The organism is Rhizobium sp. BK181 (genome assembly GCF_014193305.1).
In the GTDB taxonomy this organism is placed as follows: domain Bacteria; phylum Pseudomonadota; class Alphaproteobacteria; order Rhizobiales; family Rhizobiaceae; genus Rhizobium.
The window spans coordinates 51,157-72,245 of the sequence record NZ_JACHZA010000001.1 but is presented as its reverse complement, the minus strand read 5'-3'; the positions used below and the strand labels follow the sequence as shown (position 1 = coordinate 72,245).

Below are 21,089 nucleotides of genomic sequence, written 5' to 3'. Positions count from 1 at the left end.
GTTGACCATTCTCTCGGCCACATCCTATGTGCTCGAAAGGTTGCATCGCTATGATGCAAAAAATCGAGACAGTCGATCAGCGGGGAATGTGATGCCACAGCAGGTTAGCGGGGCAGGTCTGAAGCGCCAGGTGATCTTCTGGCTGATCGTGCTCGCCTTCTTTATTGGCTTCCTTTTCCTCTTCAGCTCGATCCTGCTGCCGTTCCTGGCGGGGATGGCATTGGCCTACTTCCTTGACCCGATTGCCGACCGGCTCGAGCGCCTCGGTCTCAGCCGCCTGATGGCGACGGTCGTCATCCTGATTGCGTTCGTCGTCATTATCGTACTCGCATTGATGATACTGATTCCGGTTTTGGCGAGCCAGTTCAGCGATTTTGCTGGCCGTCTACCGGGTTACATCGATCAGTTGCAGACCTTCATCATACAGTCCCAGAATTCCCTCATGCCGGATTGGGTGAGGAGCCAGCTCGGCACGATCAAGAACAACTTCTCGGAAATCCTGTCTCAGGGGTTTGGATTGCTCACCGGTCTGTTCGGTCAGGTCTGGAGTTCCGGCCTTGCCGTGGTCAATGTCATCTCGCTGATGATCGTCACGCCCGTTGTGGCCTTCTATATGCTGCTGGATTGGGATCGCATGATCGCCAAGGTCGATCAGTATATTCCGCGTGACTATGTGGCCAACGTCCATCAGATCATGCGTGAGATCGACCAGGCGATTGCCGGGTTCATCCGCGGCCAAGGGTCGCTCTGCCTTATCCTCGGGATCTGGTACGCCGTCGGCTTGTCGCTGATCGGGTTGAACTTCGGCCTGTTGATCGGCCTCTTCGCGGGAATGATTAGCTTCATCCCCTATGTCGGTTCGCTGGTCGGCCTCGTTCTTGCCGTCGGCGTTGCCATCGTCCAGTTCTGGCCCGACTATCTCTGGGTTGGCGCGGTCCTTGCTGTCTTCTTCAGCGGCCAGTTCATGGAAGGCAATATCCTGCAGCCGAAGCTTGTCGGCCACAGCGTCGGCCTGCACCCCGTATGGCTGATGTTTGCGCTGTTTGCCTTCGGCGCATTGTTTGGTTTCGTCGGGCTCTTGGTCGCGGTGCCCGCCGCCGCCGCGGTTGGTGTGCTTGTTCGTTTTGCGCTTTCGCGTTACCTTCAAAGCGATCTTTATGCTGGCACGGCAAAGACCGGCCAGATCAGGAAGACAAAAGCTGATCCCAAATGACTGATGTGAAAAATGCTGGTCCAAGGCGCAATGCCGTCGAGCAGCTTCCCTTGGCCTTTTCGCACGATGCCGCAACGGGGCGTGATGATCTGTTGATCTCCGAACGGCTGGCGGCAGCCGTGTCGATCGTCGATGCCTGGCCGAACTGGCCTTCGCCCGTCGTGATCCTCGCAGGCCCCGTGGGTTCCGGAAAGTCGCACCTCGCGAACATCTGGAAGGATCACAGCGGTGCTCTTGAGATTCATCCGAAGGCAGGCGCCAATGCGGCCGTCGATGCAGCCAATGGGCCGGTCCTGTTCGAGGATGTCGATCGGCTTGGCTTCGACGACAACGAACTCTTTCACGTCATCAACAGTGTGCGCGAAAACGGTCACAGCCTTCTCATGACGAGCCGCCTTTGGCCGATGTCGTGGCCCGTCGAACTGCCGGATTTGCGCTCGCGTCTGAAGGCGGCGACGGTCGTCGAGATCGGTGAGCCGGATGAGGAACTGCTGTCCCAGGTGATTGTAAAGCTGTTCGCCGACCGCCAGCTTTATATTGATGACAAACTGGTTCTCTATATCGTTAACCGGATGGAGCGGTCGCTGAACGCGGCCCAGACGATCGTCGACAGGCTTGATCGACTTGCCCTTTCCAGAGGCACAAAGGTTACCCGAGCTCTTGCAGCTGAAGTATTGAATGAATTGGGTAATTCGGAGCCGACGGATTGACCGTCACAGTTCTGTCGTGAAACTGATATAATTCGCTTGGGCGAATAATACGGGGCAATCAGACCATGGATAGCGCAGTCACGGAGCACCACGAACCCACTCCGGAAACCAACGAGGCCGTGCCTTCACTGGAGGAATTGCTCTCAAGTCCGGAGCGCTTCATCAACCGCGAATTCTCCTGGTTGCAGTTCAATCGCCGTGTTCTCGAGGAAACGCTGAACACCGAGCATCCGCTGCTGGAGCGCGTGCGGTTCCTGTCGATCTCGGCCGCAAACCTCGACGAATTCTTCATGGTCCGCGTAGCCGGTCTCGAAGGTCAGGTGCGCCAGAACATCGTCGTGCGTACGCCTGACGGCAAGACACCAGCCGAGCAGCTCGACGCCATCCTCCAGGAGATTGACAATCTGCAGATGGAGCAACAGGCATCGCTTGCTGTGCTTCAGCAGTATCTCGCCAAGGAAGATATCCTGATCGTGCGCCCCGGAGCGCTTAGTGAAACTGACCGCGCGTGGCTCGCGACGGAGTTCGAGCAGGCCATTTTCCCCGTACTGACGCCGCTGTCGATCGACCCCGCGCACCCATTCCCCTTCATCCCGAATCTCGGATTCTCGATTGGCCTGCAGTTGATCAGCAAGAACGGTCGTGAACCGATGACGGCGCTGCTGCGCCTGCCTCCGGCACTCGACCGCTTCGTGCGGCTGCCGGATGACCGTAACACGATCCGCTACATCACCCTTGAAGACGTCACCAACGTCTTCATTCACCGGCTCTATCCCGGATATGAGGTGCAGGGCTCGGGTACATTCCGGATCATCCGCGATAGCGATATCGAAGTTGAGGAAGAGGCCGAAGATCTGGTGCGCTTCTTCGAAACCGCGCTGAAGCGTCGCCGCCGCGGATCAGTGATCCGTATTGAGACCGATTCGGAGATGCCAGCGTCGCTGCGCCAGTTCGTCGTACAGGCGCTGAGTGTTCCGGAAAACCGAGTTGCGGTTCTGCCGGGACTTCTCGCGTTGAATACGCTGTCCGAGATCACCAAGGCGCCGCGCGAAGACCTTCGATTTCCGCCCTACAATGCGCGATTTCCCGAACGAGTCCGAGAGCACGCCGGCGACTGCTTCGCCGCAATCCGGGAAAAGGACATGGTGGTTCACCACCCCTACGAGTCTTTCGACGTGGTGGTCCAGTTTCTGCTCCAGGCTGCACGCGATCCTGACGTTTTGGCGATAAAGCAGACGCTTTACCGCACGTCGAACGACAGCCCGATCGTCCGCGCGCTGATCGATGCAGCCGAGTCGGGCAAATCGGTTACAGCTCTCGTCGAACTGAAGGCCCGCTTCGACGAAGAGGCGAATATTCGCTGGGCGCGCGACCTGGAACGCGCCGGCGTGCAGGTCGTGTTCGGCTTTATCGAGTTGAAGACCCACGCCAAGATGTCGCTGGTCGTCCGCCGCGAAGAAGGCAAGCTGCGCAGCTACTGCCATCTCGGCACCGGCAACTATCATCCGGTCACCGCGAAAATCTATACCGACCTGTCGTTCTTCACCTGCAACCCGGTGATTGCCCACGACATGGCGAATATCTTCAACTTCATCACCGGTTACGGCGAGCCGGAACAGAGCATGAAGTTGGCGGTGTCTCCGTATACGCTGCGCTCGCGCATCGTTCGCCACATCGAGGAAGAGATCAAGCATGCCCAGAACGGCGCGCCAGCGGCGATCTGGATGAAGATGAATTCGCTTGTCGACCCCGAGATCATCGATGCGCTCTATACCGCAAGCCGCGCCGGCGTCGAGATCGACCTTGTGATCAGAGGCATCTGCTGCCTGCGCCCGCAAGTGCCGGGCCTTTCTGAAAATATCCGGGTGAAGTCGATTGTTGGGCGCTTTTTGGAGCACAGCCGTATCTTCTGCTTCGGCAATGGTCATGGGCTGCCGTCCGACAAGGCCCTGGTCTATATCGGTTCGGCCGACATGATGCCGCGGAACCTCGATCGCCGTGTCGAAACGCTCGTACCGTTGACCAATCCGACCGTGCACGAGCAGGTTCTCTCACAGATTATGCTGGGCAATATTATTGACAATCAGCAAAGCTACGAGATATTGCCCGACGGAACGTCAAGGCGCATGGAAGTGCGCAAGGGCGAAGAGCCGTTCAACGCGCAGCAGTATTTCATGACAAACCCAAGCCTGTCCGGCCGTGGTGAAGCTTTGAAGTCCAGTGCACCCAAGCTGATTGCCGGGCTCCTCTCCGGTCGAAACAACAAGTAAAATTGGACCTGCATGGTTGAATCAGAAGCCCAGGGGCGCCTTCCAGGGATTGCCCCGGTCTCCGTCGTCGACATCGGGTCGAACTCGATCCGTGTGGTCATCTATGAAGGCATGTCCCGCTCGCCGACGATCCTTTTCAATGAGAAGGTGTTGTGCGGCCTGGGCCGCGGTATTGCGCTGACCGGCAAGATGGATGAGGCGAGCGTAGAGCGCGCTCTGGCCGCCCTCCATCGCTTCAAGGCTTTGTCCGACCAGGCGCGCGCTTCCACGATGTATGTGCTCGCAACGGCGGCGGCGCGCGAAGCATCGAACGGTCCAGACTTCATCCATCAGGCAGAAACGATCCTTCAGCGCAGAGTTCGTGTTCTCTCCGGCGAGGAGGAGGCGAAGTTCTCCGCACTCGGCATCGTCAGCGGCTTTTATGAGCCTGACGGCATTGCCGGCGACCTTGGTGGCGGCTCACTCGAATTGATCGATATCAAGGGTAAGGAAATCGGCAAGGGGGTAACCTTGCCGCTCGGTGGCCTTCGCCTCTCGGAATATGCAGGCGGCTCGCTGGAGAAGGCTCGAACCTTTGCCCGCAAGCATGTGAAAACCAGTTCCAAGCTGCTCGCGAAGGGCGCCGGGCGAACGTTCTACGCGGTCGGCGGCACTTGGCGAAACATCGCCAAGCTGCACATGGAGATGACGCAGTATCCGCTGCACATGATGCAGGGCTACGAGGTTTCGCTCGAGGCGATGATGCAATTCCTCGATCAGGTGGAGATTGCTCGGGATTCAAAGGATCCTGCGTGGATGGCTGTTTCGAAGCATCGCCGCGCGTTGCTTCCCTTCGGCGCCGTCGCCATGAAAGAAGTTCTAAGCGCAATGAAGCCCTCTGTTATCTCGTTTTCGGGGCAGGGCGTGCGCGAAGGCTATCTCTATTCACTGCTCTCGGACGGTGAGCGTCGCACCGATCCGCTGCTGGCGGCCGCCGGCGAACTCGCCATTCTGCGTGCACGTTCGCCAGAGCACGCCAGAGAGCTGGCGGAATGGACCGGCCGCATGATGCCCTATTTCGGCATCACTGAGACGGAGGAGGAGGCGCGCTATCGTCAGGCAGCCTGCCTGCTTGCCGACATCAGTTGGCGCGCGCACCCTGATTACCGTGGACTACAGGCGCTGAATATCATTGCGCACTCGTCCTTTGTTGGCATCAGTCATCCTGGCCGCGCCTTCATTGCGCTAACGAACTACTACCGGTTCGAAGGACCGTACGATGACGGTGCCACAGGCCCGCTTGCGGCGATCGCGACTCCGCGCTTCATCGAGCGCGCCAAGCTGCTCGGCGGTTTGTTGCGGGTGGTCTATCTCTTTTCGGCATCCATGCCGGGAATCGTGCGAAACCTGACCTTCCAGAAGTCGTCCCAACCAGATCTCGACCTGGAGTTCGTGGTTCCGGCGGAATATCACGACTTCGCCGGCGAGCGCCTTGAAGGCCGGCTGCAACAGCTTGCCAAGCTGACCAATCACCGTTTGGCTTTCCGCTTCGAATAGCGATTGGGGACGCACGACCGAGGTGCGAGGCGAAAGCATCTTCCGCTCGCTAATCTTGGCTCGATGTGGATGCTTCATGCCAGAACGGAGGAACCCGCTCTTGGCGGGGTTCCGTCCTAGCCATCGTTGGCTCTTGCTTTCGGCCCTTCCTTGCTGGAAACCGATGCAGTCTTGCCGTCGGGTTGTTGCCCAAAATAGGTTCCGCCGAGATGGCCGCCACCGCTGGTGTTTTCGACCTGACGCTCGGCGCGCTTTTGGATTTCTTTCACGTCTGTCTTGCTCATAAGTGTCTCCATTGTTGAGGTGGTGACCTTGGAACAACCAATTCACGCCCATTTCGTTCAAATTTTTCGAGGAATGGTGGTTGGAACGAGCCGCAAAACAACCTCGACGAGCCAAGACCAATCATGGTGGCGGAGCGCCTGTGCAGAGGCGGGGAACTGTGGCATAACTTTCACCCATGGCGATACATGGCGTGACGGTCCATCGCGACACGGTTGGAACGGGAGAGGCAGCGGGCGGTTCGCTTGCAACCGCCTATTCCGTGGGCATCCTCTGCTGGCTGCTATCGGCGGGCGTCTATATTGCCGCGAAATGGGTCTCGACTGACATGCCGCCCTGGACGCTCTGCTTTTGGCGCGTGTTGATTGCCTGGGCGATTTTGATGCCGATCGTGCGCCGGCATTTCGGCGACATGGTCGCTCTTATCCGAGCCCGCGGCCTGGAACTGCTTGTCGTCGGTGGCATGGGACTTGCGATCTGCCAAGGCTTGATTTTTGTCGGCCTGGAGCATGCCGACGCCACGACTGCGGGCATCATTATCGCGCTGATCCCGATCATCACCATGATCCTCGCCCGTTTGTTTCTCGCCGAACCGATGGGAAGCTGGCAGGTGATCGGATCGATCCTGGCCTTTTTCGGGATTGTGGTCATCATCATCAAAGGCAGCCCGGCTGCGTTGATGCGTCTCGATCTCAATCCGGGCGAACTGTGGATCGTCGCCGGCGCGTTCTGTTTCAGCCTCTATACGGTGTTGCTTCGCCGGGCGAAATTCGATTTGAACCGCCTAGCGCTGCTTGTGCTGCTTCTTGGCGCCGCGGTGCTGACGGCTCTGCCCTTCTACCTCTATGAGCTTGCCTCGGACGAACGCTCGACGCTCAATACCAGCGGGCTCATTGCGCTCGCCTACGTCGCGATCCCCGGCGGGGCGATCATGTATTATCTCTTCAATCGCAGCATCGAGGCCCTGGGTGCGGCGCGGGCTGGCGTGCTTCTCTACATCCAGACGATTTTCATCGCGATCCTCGCCTATCTGATCCTCGGGGAACAGTTGCAACGCTATCATCTCGAGGGCGCGGCTCTCATCGTCGCCGGTCTGCTCCTGATCATCTTCCTGAAGCCGAAGACACAGGCCGCAAAAGCCTGAGGGTGCGGGCCACCGTCGACAGTCGAACCTGCCCGCGACAAGCCGGCCGTCTCTCTTTGCCCCTCACCGGGGAGGCGTTAATCGCCTGCGTCGCATTCGTAAAGATTTCGGCCCTAAGTTGACGTATTGCTTTGGGATGCTTCAAGTGAGCAGCCAACCACTGCGAATGGAGCTTGGGCGAGAGTGATGATCACCGACATTGAGGACTTTTTCACAAAAGGATGCGGACGCTGCGAGCGCTTTGCGACGCCGGACTGTTCGACGCGGCAATGGATTGACGGCCTGAACGAGCTCCGCCGCGTCTGTCGTGAGGTGGGTCTCGTCGAGACGGTGAAATGGGCGCATCCCTGCTACATGCATGAAGGCCGTAACATCGCCATAATGGGCGCCTTTCGCGGCGATTATCGCCTGACTTTCTTTAACGCCGCATTGCTGAGAGATTCCGAAGGCGTGCTCGAGAAGCAGGGGCCGAACACTCAACATCCCGACATGCTCCGCTTTGTGGAGAACGCACAGGTCGCAAAGATGGAACCTGTCATCCGGTCCTACCTGAAGGAAGCGATGGGCTACGCCGAGGCGGGCATCAAGCCGTCGAAGAGGCAAGGCGAAGTCGATCTGCCCGATGAGCTGGTTGAGGCTCTCGATTCCGATCCTGAACTTGCCGAGGCGTTTCACGATCTGACACCTGGCCGACAGAAGAGCTACGTGATTAATCTCAACGGGGTGAAGAAGTCGGAAACGCGAACGACGCGGATCGCTAAATTCCGAGATCACATTCTCGCTGGAAAGGGTGCTACGGAGCGATAGTTCGGGGTTCCTAAAGGCTTGCCGCCCAGGCGTCGTTCATTTCTGGAAAGCCCCGCGCTTTTCAAGCGGGACCTTCCTCGTGAGACTTAAGCTTATTTCGCGTTCAGGAGTTCACCGACTTCGAGCAGGCTGAACTCGTTGTTGTCAGCCTTGTCGATGGCGCGGCCCGCAGAGAAGGGCAGGTTGTTGTCGTTGCCGACGATGATGTGGGTGGCATCGACGCGGTCGACGTTTTCGATCGTCACGAAAGGCATGTCATAGATGCCATCCTTGTTGCCGGCCTTCTTCTTGTTGTCGGGGTCCTTGATATTCAGCAGGTCGATGTAGCCGATCTTGCGGACAGCCTTGCCGACGTTGGCGTCGTTGAACTCGATCTTGTAGATGCGCTTGAGTTCAGCCGGGGCCTCAAAGCAATCGGGCTTCGGCTGCTTGGGATCGGCACAAGCCTTGTCCTTCGTGCCGGCGCCGTTGTCACGTTCGATGACGAGGGCCGTCGCATCGTCGAGCATGTTGAAGTCACCGATCGAAACGCCCTTGTCCTCGAACGGATAGAACCAGGTGCGCCCAGTCCATTTCTTGGAAGCCGTGTCGAACTCGATGACGCGGATGGCAGTATGGCCGTCAACGGATTCCATCTTGCCGTCGTCTTGATAGAGGGCGCCCTCCAGAAGGCCATAGAGCTTGCTACCGTCCTTCGACATGGCAAGACCCTCAAAGCCGCCCGAACGCTTCAGGTTGAAGACCGGCATCTTGGCGGTCGGGTTCGCCGGAACGGAGAGGACCGGATTGTCGGGAGACATGACAGGCTTGTTGTCAACAGTGGTCGCGACCACGTCGGTCAGGCGGCCCTCGGTGTCGAACTTCAGGAGATAGGGTCCGAATTCCTCGCCGATCCAGAAGCCGTCGGCGACAGGCTGTACAGATTCGATATCGAAGTCAGCACCCGTCAGATAGCGCTTGTCCGCGCCTTCGAGCACGATCGGGAAGGGGGCCTTCTTGTCGGGATCGGACAGGAACAGGTTCTTGACGACATCGACCTTGCCGGTCTGCCAGTCGAATTTCACCTGATGCAGGAAGAGCATCGCGTCGCTGGAGTTTGCCTTGGAGCCGAAGCCGTTGTCGGAGAGCGTCCAGAAGCTGCCGTCAGCCATCGTCTTGATGCCGGAGAAGCCCTGGATCGGCTGGCCGTCGAACGGCAGCTTCAGATCAGTGACGCGAACGCCGTCCTTGCCGGGAACGCTACCGAGCGCTTCGGTGCGCTTGCGGTCGGCGGTGGTGAACTTGCCGGAGTGCTTGAGGAACTCAGGTGCATCGGCCGGAGCCGCAACCAGCGTGTTGGCCGGCAGGATCGCCTGGCCCGCGAGCTTGGCGGGAAATTCCTGTTGGTCAGCAGCGGCCGAACCGGCGATCAAAAGAGCAAATGAAACGGAAGCAAGAAGAGTATTTTTCATTGAAACCCCCAAAGGATGGAATGCGGGTTTCGATTAGCAATGCTTTCATGTCGGCGCGTTGACGCTTGCGTGAAGCTTTGGTGACGCCAGCCGGTTGTCCGCCTTGACGAGCGAGATGACGCCGAGGCTCTGGCCGCGACCCTTGACGGCGTGGGTTCCCAGGTCCTGCGCCGAGACCGTCTCCGGCATCTTGATGCGCTGAGCGAGGTCGGAGGAGATGAGGACCGAGCGGTTCAAGGTCTTGCAAAGCGATTCCAGTCGGGACGTGGTGTTCACGGTGTCGCCGAAATAGGTGATCTTGTGATGGTCGACACCGATTTCAGCCGTGATGACGGTGCCGCCGTGCAAGGCGGCGCGCAGGCGAGGGACCTGACCAAATGCCTTCAGCCAGTGCTCGGCGTCCGCCTCGATCGCGCCGACGATATCGAATATGCAGTTCACGCATCGGGCGAACTTGATCCCGCGTTCCAATGGCCAGCTGATGATCGCGGCATCGCCCACATAGTCATCGATGGTACCCTTGTACTTTCTCACCGGCTCGGCGAACGAGGCGAACAGGGAACTCAGCATCTGCTGCGCTTTGAGATCGCCGTGTTTCTCGGCAAAAGAGGTCGAGTCCACCAGATCGATAAACAGGAAGACGCGTTCCTCGCTGATCGGCTTGCGGTATCGGCTGAACAGCATGTTCAGGAAGATATCCCGCCCCAGTAGTTCACGTATCCGAAGCACGAAGATGATCAGCGCGCACACCGCGAGCGCATAGAGAAATGCGTTGAAAGGCAGGACGACGGCATCGACCCACGATTCCGGATGAAAGAAGCCGAGCCACCACATGGATAGGCCGGCAACTGCAAATCCGGCGCTCATCAGTATTTCGTAGACGAAGATCTCCGCGAGGAAGAACGTCAGCGTCGGAAGCGCCTGCATGCGACGGTAGAGGGAGCGCAAAATCACTTTGCGCTCGAAGGCAATGATCGGCAGGCCTATTGCGAGCGCAAACGTTGCGCCGAGCACGGGATGACCCCCATAGAACCGCATGTCATAGAGCACACCACTCGCGGCAATGACGAGCGCGATCAATAGCCAGTTCTGAACTGGTGATATTTCCCTCATGGAGTCCTTTTCGCGGTGACGCGTCGCCGGGATACCCAAGGCATATAGGAAGCAGCAGGTGCTTCCAAAAGACACGCCAGGTTCGTTCCGCGATCAATACAATCTCGAAGTGACTATACGCGCAAAAACGTCCGCTTGATGGCGCTAGAGCGCCACCGTCTCGACCTTCTTACCGACGAAGCGAAGGGCGACCTGGCCCTGGATGAGCTGCAGCGCAGGCTCGCCGAAGAGCTCCCGCCGCCAGCCGTGAAGCGCCGCGACCTCGGCCTTCTCGCCCTCAGAGGCGATCTTGTCGAGATCTTCGCTGTTGGCGATCACCTTTGGTGCGACGCCGTGCTTTTCCGAGATCAGCTTCAACAGGACCTTCAGCAATTCGGCGGCGGCGGCGGCGCCCTCTGGTGGCTGTGCCTGCCGTGGGGCGTGCGGCATTTCGGTCTTCGGCAAGGCAAGCGCGGCATTGACGGCTTCGACCACGGCAGCGCCGGCGGCCGACCGTTCCCAACCCTTGGGGATCGTGCGCAAGCGGCCAAGCGCTTCGGCGTCCTTCGGCTGCTGCTGGGCGATCTCATAGATCGCGTCGTCCTTCAGCACGCGCGAGCGCGGCACGTTGCGGCTGCGGGCCTCACGCTCGCGCCAGGCGGCGACATATTTCAGGATGGCGAGTTCCTGCGGCTTGCGCAGGCGCATTTTCAGCCGCTGCCATGCATCATCCGGATGCATGTCGTAGGTCTCGCGGGCCTCAAGGATATCCATCTCCTCCCGAAGCCAGGAGGAGCGGCCTTCGCGTTCCAACTCGGCCTTGAGGTAGAGGTAGACGTCGCGGAGGTGCGTGACATCGGCCAGGGCGTAATCCAGCTGCTTTTCCGAGAGCGGCCGCCGGCTCCAGTCTGTGAAGCGCGACGACTTGTCGATCTGCACGCCCTTGGTGCGGCTGACGAGCTGGTCATAGGAGACCGAGTCCCCGAAACCGCACACCATCGCGGCAACCTGCGTGTCGAAGATCGGATGTGGAATGAGGCCGCCGCGGTTGTAGATGATTTCGATGTCTTGGCGGGCGGCGTGAAAGACCTTGAGCACGGCAGGATTGGCCATCAGCTCGAAAAACGGCTTGAGGTCGAGGCCCTTCGCCAACGGATCAACCAGCACTTCCGTCGTTGGGCTTGCCATCTGTATTAAGCAGAGTTCCGGCCAGAACGTCGTCTCTCGGAGAAACTCGGTGTCGATGGTAATGAATTCTGACTTGGCCAGCTCTTTGCAGGCCGCCTCCAAATCGGCGGTTGTTTCGATCATCTCAATTCATTCGCAGGATAGACATAGTTGAACCTTCCTTCTCCTTTCGGCCGGATATGTCAACTAGAACCCGCAAAGACCGGTCAAACAACTCTAACATAACTGGTCATGCCGGTTTTCTGATGCTCGATGATGTGGCAGTGCAACAGCCAATCGCCTGGATTGTCAGCAACGAAAGCGAGCTGCACCTTTTCATCGGGTTGGACGAGATAGGTGTCGCTAACGAGCGGCTCGACCTTCCGCGTCGAGGACGAGAGCACGGTAAAGCTCATGCCGTGCAGGTGGATCGGATGCGTGTGCGGCGTCACGTTCTCGAGCTGCAGGATGTAGCTCTTACCCAGCTTCAATTCCGCCAGCGGCGCGGTCGGATCCGGCGTGTCGCCGGGCCACGGTACCTTGTTGATGGCCCAGAAGCTGTAGCCCAGCGTACCACAGATGCTGTCGACAGGCGCACTCTCGGCCGTAGCGCTGAGAATGAGCGGGATCTTCTGTGCCGCAGACAGATCGGGCTTAGCAACCGGGTTCTCGCCAAGCGCCGTGAGATCGCCGACATTGCGCTTCAACGAGGTTCCGACGGCGCAAAGCTTGGCGATCGTCTTCGGCATTGTGCCCCTGATGTCTTCGAGTGTGGCGACGGCACCCTCGCTGTCTGGCATCCTGACGGCGAGATCGAGGCGCTGACCGGGCCCGATCAACAGCAGATCGAGCGGAAAGCGTTTCGGGACAGGATTGCCGTCGAGCGCGATGACGGTCGCCTCGGCGCCCTCCGTCTTCAGGGAAAAGATGCGGGTGACGTCAGTCACCGCAATGCGGAGCCGGACGAGGCCGCCGGCCGGCGCATCATATTGCGGCTCCTGGTGCCAGTTGGCCGTCCTGACTGTTCCGTAGGTGCCGGTCTTTGCCGCATCGCGCGGACGGAAGGCCGCGATGAACTGCCCGTCGCCACCGAGCCGCCAGTCGCGCAGATTGAGCACAACCTCGGCGTCGAATACCGGATCATCTGGATCCTCCACCACGAGAACGCCAGTCATGCCGTGACCCATCTGTGTCAGCGTGTTGCAATGTGGGTGATACCAGAAGGTGCCGGCATCCGGCGGCGTGAAGGCATAGTCGAAGCTGTCACCGGTATAGACATAGGGCTGCGTCATGAACGGCACGCCGTCCATCTTGTTCGCTATTCTCAGGCCGTGCCAGTGGATCGTCGTCGGCTCGTCGAGCGTGTTCGTCAGCCTTGCCGCAAAAGGTTTGCCCTTCGTCATTCGCAATACCGGAGGCATGCCGGCGTCGCCCCAAGTCATGATGTCTTTCGTCACGGCGGAGTCGGTGAGGCTGGCCGTCGTCTTTAACGCTTTCAGCACTTTTGGCTCCGGCGCCGCTTCCGCCAACCCGAATTTCCCCGCTATTCCGACACCGACGCCATAAGCACCCGCAACGGCCGAGGCTTTCAGCAGGTTGCGGCGAGTGAAAAGGGGCATGTAGAGGCTCCGCGCGAGGATATTGCTCTTCTTTAAAGTTGACTGCGAGCTTCAGCAATATGGTAGGGAGTTGCCAAACTGCCGCATGGGTATTCGCGGTCGCATGGTTGCGGGCCTGTCATAAAGCTGGCGCAAAGCGCATGCTTAGCGTGCCAACCCTTGACAAATCAGACCGTCCATGCGCTTTTCCGCCCGATTTTCTTGTCGGTGCGGGAGAGCCATCAGAGCCCCTTGCCGCCGTCTTAAGCCAGATACCGGGAATTGAGATTATGCATCGCTATCGCAGCCACACATGTGCAGCCCTCCGCAAGTCGGATGTCGGCGCCAATGTCCGGATTTCCGGCTGGGTCCACCGTGTTCGTGACCATGGCGGCGTTTTGTTCATCGACCTCCGTGACCATTACGGCGTCACCCAGGTCGTTGCCGATCCGGATTCGCCCGCGTTCAAGCAGGCTGAACTGGTCCGCGGCGAGTGGGTGATCCGCATTGACGGCCTCGTCAAGGCGCGCACGGAAGACACCGTCAACAAGAACATGGCGACCGGCGAGATCGAACTCTACGCGCAGGAGATCGAAGTTCTCTCCGCTGCCAAGGAATTGCCGCTGCCGGTCTTCGGCGAGCCTGATTATCCGGAAGACGTTCGCCTGAAGTATCGCTTCCTCGATCTGCGCCGCGAGACCCTGCACAAGAACATCGTCAAGCGCACGCAGGTTATCTCCGCCATGCGTCGCGAAATGGGCAATGTCGGCTTCACCGAATACACGACGCCGATTCTGACGGCCTCCTCGCCGGAAGGCGCGCGCGACTTCCTCGTGCCGTCACGCATCCACCCCGGCACCTTCTACGCGCTGCCGCAGGCGCCGCAGCAATACAAGCAGCTGTTGATGGTTGCCGGCTTCGACCGCTATTTCCAGATCGCGCCGTGCTTCCGCGACGAAGACCCGCGCGCCGACCGTCTGCCGGGCGAATTCTACCAGCTAGACCTCGAAATGAGCTTCGTCACCCAGGAAGACGTCTGGAACACGATGGAGCCGGTCATTCGCGACATCTACGTCGAGTTTGCCGAAGGCAAGCCGGTGACCGAGAAGTTCCCGCGCATTCCGTATGAGACGGCGATCCGCAAGTACGGTTCCGATAAGCCCGACCTCCGCAACCCGATCGAGATGCAGGCGGTCACCGAGCATTTTGCCGGCTCCGGTTTCAAGGTTTTCGCGAACATGATTGCCTCGAACCCGAAGGTCGAGGTCTGGGCTATTCCCGCCAAGACTGGCGGTAGCCGTGCGTTCTGCGACCGCATGAACGCCTGGGCGCAGAGCCAGGGGCAGCCGGGCCTCGGCTATATCTTCTGGCGCAAGGAGGGTGAGAAGCTCGAAGGCGCCGGCCCGCTCGCCAAGAACATCGGCGAGGAGCGCACCGACGCGATCCGCACGCAGCTCGGCCTCGATGACGGCGACGCCTGCTTCTTCGTCGCTGGCGATCCGTCGAAGTTCTACAAGTTTGCCGGCGAAGCCCGCACGAGGGCCGGCGAGGAGTTGAACCTCGTCGACCGTGATCGCTTCGAATTCTGCTGGATCGTCGACTTCCCGTTCTTCGAATGGATGGAAGACGAGAAGAAGATCGACTTCGCCCACAACCCGTTCTCGATGCCGCAGGGCGGCCTCGATGCGCTCAATGGCAGCGATCCGCTGTCGATCAAGGCCTTCCAATACGACATGGTTTGCAACGGCTTCGAGATCGCCTCGGGCTCGATCCGTAACCAGCTGCCGGAAGTCATGGTCAAGGCTTTTGAATTGACCGGCAAGTCGCAGGCCGAGGTCGAGGAGCAGTTCGGCGGCCTCTACCGCGCATTCCAGTACGGTGCGCCGCCGCATGGCGGCATGGCCTTCGGCATCGACCGCATCGTCATGCTGCTCGTCGGCGCCAAGAACCTGCGCGAGATCTCGCTGTTCCCGATGAACCAGCAGGCGCAGGACCTGCTGATGGGCGCACCGACCCCGGCAACGCCGACGCAGCTGCGCGAACTGTCGATCCGCCCGATCCCGCCGGTCAAGAAGGACTGAGTAGGCTCGCATAAAAAGCCCGGCCTGAGCCGGGCTTTTTCTTTGCACTCAAAGCGCCGCGTAGAGCGCGTCGCGCAGATCCACCGTGAACTGCCCCCACATCCCCTCCAGCGCCGTATTCGTCAGCGCCACGACGGTCAGTTTCTTTGCGGGATCGACAAACCAGCTATGGCCGTAAGCGCCGCCCCAGCGAAACGTCCCCTTCGACCACGGCACCTGCGCGGAGACTGGGTCGGTCACCACCGCCCAGCCGAAACCGAAGCCGACGCCCGGATCGAGAAGCTGGCGCACGCCGTTCGCCTGATCTGCCGTCATGGTCTTGACTGTTTCGGAAGAGAGAAGCGACGAGCCGCCCTTGCGGATCGTCTCCAGGATCGCCAGCACGTTGCCCGCTGTTCCCGCCATGCCGGCGCCGCCGGAATGATAGGACGCCGGATCGAAGATGCGGTCCGGCGTGAAACGCACAGAGCCGTTCAGAGCCCGCACGGAGGCTTCTTTGCCCATCAGCGCGGGCTCCGGTGCGCTGTTCATATAGGCGGCAGCGAGGCGACCGGGATCACGCACGGCAAAGGCGATGTCGGCAAGGCCGAGTGGCTCCGTCACCAGCTTTGCCACGGCTTCGCCGAGCGGGGCACCTGTCTCCTTTTCGATGACGCCACCGATCACGTCCATGGCGAGCGAATATTGCCATTGTGAGCCAGGTGCGAAGAGGAGAGGGACGCTCGCCAGCCGCTTCAGGTTTTCGGCCAGCGGCAGGCCAGGTTGATCGAGGCCGTCGGAAATCCCTGCTTTGGCATAAGGACCATCCTCTTCGGCGAAGCCATAGCTGAGTCCAGAGGTATGAGTGAGCAGATGGCGGATAGCGACGGCCGCCTCCGTCCCGTCCGCAAGTCGCGGGCGGAAATCCGGCAGCCATTTGGTCACGGGATCGTCGAGGTTGATGCGGCTCTGTTCGACGAGCCGCATCGCTGCGATCGTCACGATCGGCTTTGTGATCGAGGCGAGCCGGAAAATCGTGTCCTCGGCCATGGCCCGTCCTTTTTCGCGATCGGCAAGGCCTGCTGCACGGCGATATATAACGACGCCTTCGTGGGCAACGAGGACCACCGCGCCGACGAGACGTCTTGCTGCGATCGTGCGATCGATCACCGCGTCGAGTGCGATTGCGAGGTCGGCAGTCTGCTGTGTGTGCTGGGTTTCGAGGGGAAGACTCATTGGATCAAACCTCCTATAATCACAATGATCGTTCCTGAATAAACTGGATCGAATGATATTTCTAGAGTGATCACTATGAAAAATAACGACGACGGGAAAAATAGCGGTCAGAAGAAGCGCGGTCGCCCGCCGGCCTTCGATCGCGAGACGGTGCTTTCCGCCGCACGCGACGTCTTCTGGCAGCACGGCTATGACGGCAGCTCGATCGCCGATCTTACTGCCTCGATGGGGATTACGCCCCAGAGCCTCTACGCGGCCTTCCGCTCCAAGGCGGAGCTTTATCGCGAGGCGCTCGCGCAATATCGCCGCATGCCGCGCCCCGAGCCCGGCAATCCTTTCCAGGCAGAGATCGACACCGTCACTGCCTTCGAGCGGTTCCTGAACAACTCGGCCGCCATTTTCACCGCGCCAGGCCATCCGAAGGGCTGTATGATTTCGACGGCTGTGTTGAATTGCGCGGCCGAGAATGAGGACATTGCCGAATATGTCTCCTCGCTGCGGACGCAGACGCTCGACATTTTCGTAGCGCGCATCGAACGCGGCATCAAGGAAGGGGATATAAGGAAGGATGCGAACGCCCGATCGCTTGCCCGCTTTATGGGGGCGATCGTCCAGGGCATGTCGGTCCAGGCACGTGACGGCGCCACTGCCTCAGAACTAGGTGAAATGACCGGCCACGCAATGAATGAGTTGCGCCGCTACACTGCGTGACCGTTGCGCTTAAACAGAAGGGAACCCAGCGGGCAGAGCGGCTCGTCGGGTTCCAGAGGCTCAGATCAATCGTTGGCGGAAACCTTCACGCCGAGAACCTGCGGCAGGGTATTCGGCGCGCCCATCGCGGCGCCCATGATCATCGGGAACGGAACGGGCTTTGCCGGAGCGGCAGCGAGCGTCAGGTTCTTCGGATTGTCGAGGAAGGTGCTGACAGCCGCCGATATGGCGTTCTGCAGCTCCGGGATGTTGAGTTGCGCCAGCATGATCGGCGTCATCGCCTTCAACGAATCCGCCATCTGTTGGCCGGAGATGTTCTGCTGGCTGCCGGCGTAGTCGAGGGCGCGTTTGGTGATGGAAGCGTCATCGAAGCGGATCTGGGCGCTTTCGAACGACAGCTGCTGCATCAGCCCGAGCATCGACAGACCGAGGGCCTGCTGCGCCTCTTCCTTGTTCTGGTTTGCTTCCGCCTGCTTGGCCGCCTCCTGCAGCGACTTTATGAAAGGCATCGTGTAGCCGGAGATCTTAAAGGCGAGGTTCAGCTTGCCGATGTTGTTGAAGTCGAAGGCGAATTCGGAGACGTCGATCGTGCCGGGTGTCAGCTCCCAGGCGCCCTTCATAGTGATGTCGCCCTGGACGTGCTGGAGCGCGAGCTTGTCGATCGCTTCCTTGCTCTGCGCGTCGGTTGTCTTGCTGAGATCTGCCTTGAGACCCTTGAAAGCGCCATCAAAATCGAAGCCGGATTCGTCTTCGCGAAGCGTCAGGTTCATGTCGCTTTCAGCGAGCGAGAACAGCTCTGCCCCGTTCTGGACAACCTTCACCGGACCGCTGTGGGCGCTCTCGTAGAGGAGCATCGAGTCGAGCCCTTCACCCTTCGGATCGGCAGGGATCGAAATACCGCTCAGCGTCAGGTCGGTTGCTGTGAAAGTGGAGCCCTCGTTCGTAGCGCTGATGTTCGGGAAGGATGCTTCCTCGACATAGTAGCCGCCGTCTTCGTCTTCCTCGACGCCTTTCATGGTGATGTCGCCAATCTGCACCGCTTCGCCGCTGTTGGCCTTGAAGCTCGCCTTCTTCAGCGTCACCGTCGTGCCGTCGACATCGACGCCATCGGCAACGATCGTGCCTCCCTGCTGGCTGTAAGCGGCGTTGATCTTCGTCAGCAGAGCCTGGCCATCGAGGGCAAAGGCCGAGCCGGCGAGAGAAAGAAAAGCGGCGCCCGAAAGCATCAGCCGTGTCGTCCGGTAAAAAGTCATCTTGGGTCCCTTAGTGGCGGTGCGTAGCGGTGGCTCTGTTCGTAGCCGATCTACTGCGGTTCGATCGCGGTTTATATTTGTGGATTTCTAAATTTGTGTTGAAGGGAAAACGAAAGAACGACCAAATTCGGGCAAAGCAGCTACTGTCATTCTTTTCTCATCGTTCCAAGACTTCATCCACAGCCCGAATGCTTGGATTCCTTGCTCAAATAGGACATCTCGGCTAGTCAGGACCTATGGGACAACAGATTTTGCCGCCCTCCGGCGGAGACGACGACAGTATCCTTCCGGTCGATCTGAAGGCGGCGCTTGAAGAGCGCTATCTCGCCTATGCGCTATCGACTATCATGCACCGCGCGCTGCCCGACGTGCGCGACGGCTTGAAGCCGGTGCACCGCCGTATCATTCACGCCATGAGCGAGATGGGCATCCGGCCCAATTCCGCCTTCAAGAAATGTGCCCGTATCGTCGGCGATGTCATCGGTAAGTTTCACCCGCATGGCGATCAGTCGGTCTATGATGCGCTGGTGCGTCTGGCGCAGGATTTCTCGCAACGCTACCCTGTCGTCGACGGGCAGGGCAACTTCGGCAACATCGACGGCGACAGTGCTGCTGCCTATCGATACACCGAAGCCCGGATGACCGAGGTCGCGGGTCTCCTGCTCGATGGCATCGAACAGGATGCCGTTGATTTCCGCCCGACCTACAACGAGGAAGACGAAGAGCCGGTCGTCCTGCCGGGCGCCTTTCCGAACCTACTGGCGAATGGCTCGTCTGGTATTGCCGTCGGCATGGCGACCTCCATTCCGTCGCATAACGTCCACGAGCTCTGCGACGCCGCACTTCATCTCATCAAGCATCCCGATGCTTCGGTCGAAAAGCTGGTGGAGTTCATCCCCGGCCCGGATTTCCCGACCGGCGGCATCATCATCGACAGCCGCGAAAGCATCATTGAGGCTTACAAGACCGGCCGTGGCGGTTTCCGCACACGCGCCAAGTGGGAGACCGAGGACCTCGGTCGTGGCGGTTATCAGATCGTCGTTACCGAAATCCCGTTCCAGGTCCAGAAGTCCCGATTGATCGAAAAGATCGCCGAACTCCTGTTGGCGCGAAAACTGCCCTTGCTCGAGGACATCCGCGACGAATCCGCCGAAGACGTCCGCGTCGTGCTGGTTCCGAAGAACCGGACAGTCGATCCGACGATCCTCATGGAATCTATGTTCAAGCTGACGGAACTGGAAAGCCGGTTCCCGCTGAACATGAACGTGTTGTCGATGGGGCGCATCCCGCGCGTCATGGCGTTGAACGAGGTGCTGAAGGAGTGGCTCGACCACCGTCGTGAAGTGCTGCAGCGCCGCTCGCGCTTCCGTCTCGCCGCTATCGATCGTCGCTTGGAAATCCTCGGCGGCCTGCTGATCGCCTACCTCAATATCGACGAGGTCATTCGCATCATCCGCGAAGAGGATGAGCCGAAGCCCGTGATGATCGCGCGCTGGTCGCTGACCGACAACCAAGTCGAAGCGATCCTCAATATGCGCCTGCGGTCGTTGCGCAAGCTCGAGGAATTCGAGATCCGCACCGAGTTCGACGCGCTCACCAAGGAGAAGGGCGAGATCGAGGCGCTGCTGGCATCCGAGGACAAGCAGTGGCAGACGGTCGCCTGGGAAATCGGCGAGGTGAAGAAGAAGTTCGCGAAGGCGACCGAGCTCGGCCGCCGCCGCACACAGTTTGCCGATGCGCCCGAAGCCGATGAGCAGGCAATCCAGCAGGCGATGATCGAGAAGGAGCCGATCACCGTCGTCGTCTCCGAAAAGGGCTGGATCCGCGCGCTGAAGGGACACATCTCCGACACCGCGACCCTGACCTTCAAGGAAGGCGACGCGTTGAAGGTTGCCTTCCCGGCACAGACGACCGACAAGATCCTGATCATAACCACGGGTGGCAAGGCCTACACGCTTGGTGGCGACAAGCTGCCCGGCGGTCGAGGCCATGGCGAGCCTCTGCGTATCATGATCGACATGGAAAATGATCAGGACGTGCTGACGGCGTTCGTGCACGATCCGGCCCGTAAGCAATTGATCGTCTCGACGGCGGGCAACGGTTTCGTTGTCGCCGAGACCGACATGGTAGCCAATACCCGCAAGGGCAAGCAGATTATGAACGTCTCCATGCCCGAGGAGACGAAGCTGATTGTTCCGGTCAGCGGCGATCATGTCGCTGTCGTTGGCGAGAACCGCAAGCTGCTCGCCTTCCCGCTGGCGCAGGTGCCTGAAATGGGGCGCGGCAAGGGCGTCCGCCTGCAGCGCTACAAGGACGGCGGCATTTCCGATGTGCGCTGCTTCGCCATCGCCGACGGCCTCGTCTGGGAAGATAGTGCCGGCCGCACCTTTACGAAAAACAAGGACGAGCTGGCCGAGTGGCTCGCCGATCGCGCGACCGCCGGTCGCACCGTTCCGAAGGGTTTTCCGCGCAGCGGCAAGTTCGCAGGTTGAGGCAAAAATAAATCCGCGCGCCGCTCTTGGCGAGCGGCGCAATTCCTCTAATTCTGTCCTGTAATCA

Annotated in this window: 16 protein-coding genes; 9 read left to right on the top strand and 7 right to left on the bottom strand. The window is 59.7% G+C overall.

Annotated elements, in window-relative coordinates; genetic code table 11:
- The first annotated feature begins 91 nt into the window (after nucleotides 1-91).
- The 4 genes from FHT77_RS00360 to ppx all read left to right on the top strand — a co-directional run bounded on the left by FHT77_RS00360 (nucleotide 92) and on the right by ppx (nucleotide 5,729).
- Nucleotides 92-1,213 (top strand): AI-2E family transporter, encoded by a 1,122-nt coding sequence (locus FHT77_RS00360; RefSeq protein WP_183751507.1) that lies wholly within the window; start codon nucleotides 92-94, stop codon nucleotides 1,211-1,213.
- Nucleotides 1,210-1,923, top strand: coding sequence for a DnaA regulatory inactivator HdaA (gene hdaA, locus FHT77_RS00355; protein ID WP_183751505.1), 714 nt, complete (start codon nucleotides 1,210-1,212; stop codon nucleotides 1,921-1,923). Before FHT77_RS00360 ends, hdaA begins: the two co-directional genes overlap by 4 nt.
- 65 nt (nucleotides 1,924-1,988) lie before the next feature.
- Complete coding sequence (locus FHT77_RS00350) at nucleotides 1,989-4,193, top strand: RNA degradosome polyphosphate kinase (RefSeq protein WP_183751503.1); 2,205 nt, start codon at nucleotides 1,989-1,991, stop codon at nucleotides 4,191-4,193.
- A gap of 12 nt (nucleotides 4,194-4,205) precedes the next feature.
- A complete protein-coding gene (gene ppx, locus FHT77_RS00345; RefSeq protein WP_183751501.1) occupies nucleotides 4,206-5,729 on the top strand; it encodes an exopolyphosphatase in 1,524 nt (507 codons plus the stop codon).
- A gap of 116 nt (nucleotides 5,730-5,845) precedes the next feature.
- Here ppx and FHT77_RS00340 read toward each other — a convergent pair whose 3' ends face one another.
- Nucleotides 5,846-6,013 carry a hypothetical protein gene (locus tag FHT77_RS00340; protein WP_016553479.1) on the bottom strand — a complete coding sequence of 56 codons (168 nt, stop codon included), beginning with the start codon at nucleotides 6,011-6,013 and terminating at the stop codon, nucleotides 5,846-5,848.
- 176 nt (nucleotides 6,014-6,189) lie between these two features.
- On the opposite strand from FHT77_RS00340, the gene FHT77_RS00335 reads away from it, so the two are divergent.
- Nucleotides 6,190-7,155 (top strand): DMT family transporter, encoded by a 966-nt coding sequence (locus FHT77_RS00335; RefSeq protein ID WP_183751499.1) that lies wholly within the window; start codon nucleotides 6,190-6,192, stop codon nucleotides 7,153-7,155.
- 186 nt (nucleotides 7,156-7,341) lie between these two features.
- Nucleotides 7,342-7,962 carry a YdeI family protein gene (locus tag FHT77_RS00330; RefSeq protein WP_183751497.1) on the top strand — a complete coding sequence of 207 codons (621 nt, stop codon included), beginning with the start codon at nucleotides 7,342-7,344 and terminating at the stop codon, nucleotides 7,960-7,962.
- Nucleotides 7,963-8,054: 92 nt separating this feature from the next.
- Here the strand turns inward: FHT77_RS00330 and FHT77_RS00325 are convergent, their stop codons facing one another.
- The 4 genes from FHT77_RS00325 to FHT77_RS00310 form a co-directional block, all read right to left on the bottom strand.
- Entirely contained in the window at nucleotides 8,055-9,413 is a 1,359-nt protein-coding gene (locus FHT77_RS00325) for an esterase-like activity of phytase family protein (RefSeq protein WP_183751495.1), read from the bottom strand.
- 45 nt (nucleotides 9,414-9,458) lie between these two features.
- On the bottom strand, nucleotides 9,459-10,526 hold the full coding sequence (locus tag FHT77_RS00320) for an adenylate/guanylate cyclase domain-containing protein (RefSeq protein ID WP_183751493.1): 1,068 nt from the start codon (nucleotides 10,524-10,526) through the stop codon (nucleotides 9,459-9,461).
- Nucleotides 10,527-10,670: 144 nt separating this feature from the next.
- Nucleotides 10,671-11,816: a ribonuclease D gene (rnd, locus tag FHT77_RS00315; protein ID WP_183751491.1), complete on the bottom strand. Its 1,146-nt coding sequence runs from the start codon at nucleotides 11,814-11,816 to the stop codon at nucleotides 10,671-10,673.
- A gap of 83 nt (nucleotides 11,817-11,899) precedes the next feature.
- Nucleotides 11,900-13,291, bottom strand: coding sequence for a multicopper oxidase family protein (locus tag FHT77_RS00310; protein WP_183751489.1), 1,392 nt, complete (start codon nucleotides 13,289-13,291; stop codon nucleotides 11,900-11,902).
- A gap of 269 nt (nucleotides 13,292-13,560) precedes the next feature.
- Here FHT77_RS00310 and aspS point away from each other — a divergent pair, with 269 nt between their 5' ends.
- Complete coding sequence (gene aspS, locus FHT77_RS00305) at nucleotides 13,561-15,351, top strand: aspartate--tRNA ligase (RefSeq protein WP_183751487.1); 1,791 nt, start codon at nucleotides 13,561-13,563, stop codon at nucleotides 15,349-15,351.
- 48 nt (nucleotides 15,352-15,399) lie between these two features.
- On the opposite strand, the gene FHT77_RS00300 is transcribed toward aspS, so the two are convergent.
- Nucleotides 15,400-16,566 carry a serine hydrolase gene (locus tag FHT77_RS00300; RefSeq protein WP_183751485.1) on the bottom strand — a complete coding sequence of 389 codons (1,167 nt, stop codon included), beginning with the start codon at nucleotides 16,564-16,566 and terminating at the stop codon, nucleotides 15,400-15,402.
- 66 nt (nucleotides 16,567-16,632) lie between these two features.
- Between FHT77_RS00300 and FHT77_RS00295 the strand changes: the two genes are divergently transcribed.
- Nucleotides 16,633-17,277, top strand: coding sequence for a TetR/AcrR family transcriptional regulator (locus tag FHT77_RS00295; protein ID WP_183751484.1), 645 nt, complete (start codon nucleotides 16,633-16,635; stop codon nucleotides 17,275-17,277).
- A 65-nt stretch (nucleotides 17,278-17,342) separates the two neighbouring features.
- On the opposite strand, the gene FHT77_RS00290 is transcribed toward FHT77_RS00295, so the two are convergent.
- Nucleotides 17,343-18,530, bottom strand: a complete 1,188-nt coding sequence (locus tag FHT77_RS00290; protein ID WP_183751482.1) for a hypothetical protein — start codon at nucleotides 18,528-18,530, stop codon at nucleotides 17,343-17,345.
- 236 nt (nucleotides 18,531-18,766) lie between these two features.
- Here FHT77_RS00290 and parC point away from each other — a divergent pair, with 236 nt between their 5' ends.
- The gene (parC, locus tag FHT77_RS00285) at nucleotides 18,767-21,022 is read left to right on the top strand and encodes a DNA topoisomerase IV subunit A (protein ID WP_183751480.1); all 2,256 of its coding nucleotides are present in this window, start codon (nucleotides 18,767-18,769) and stop codon (nucleotides 21,020-21,022) included.
- Nucleotides 21,023-21,089 lie beyond the last annotated feature (67 nt).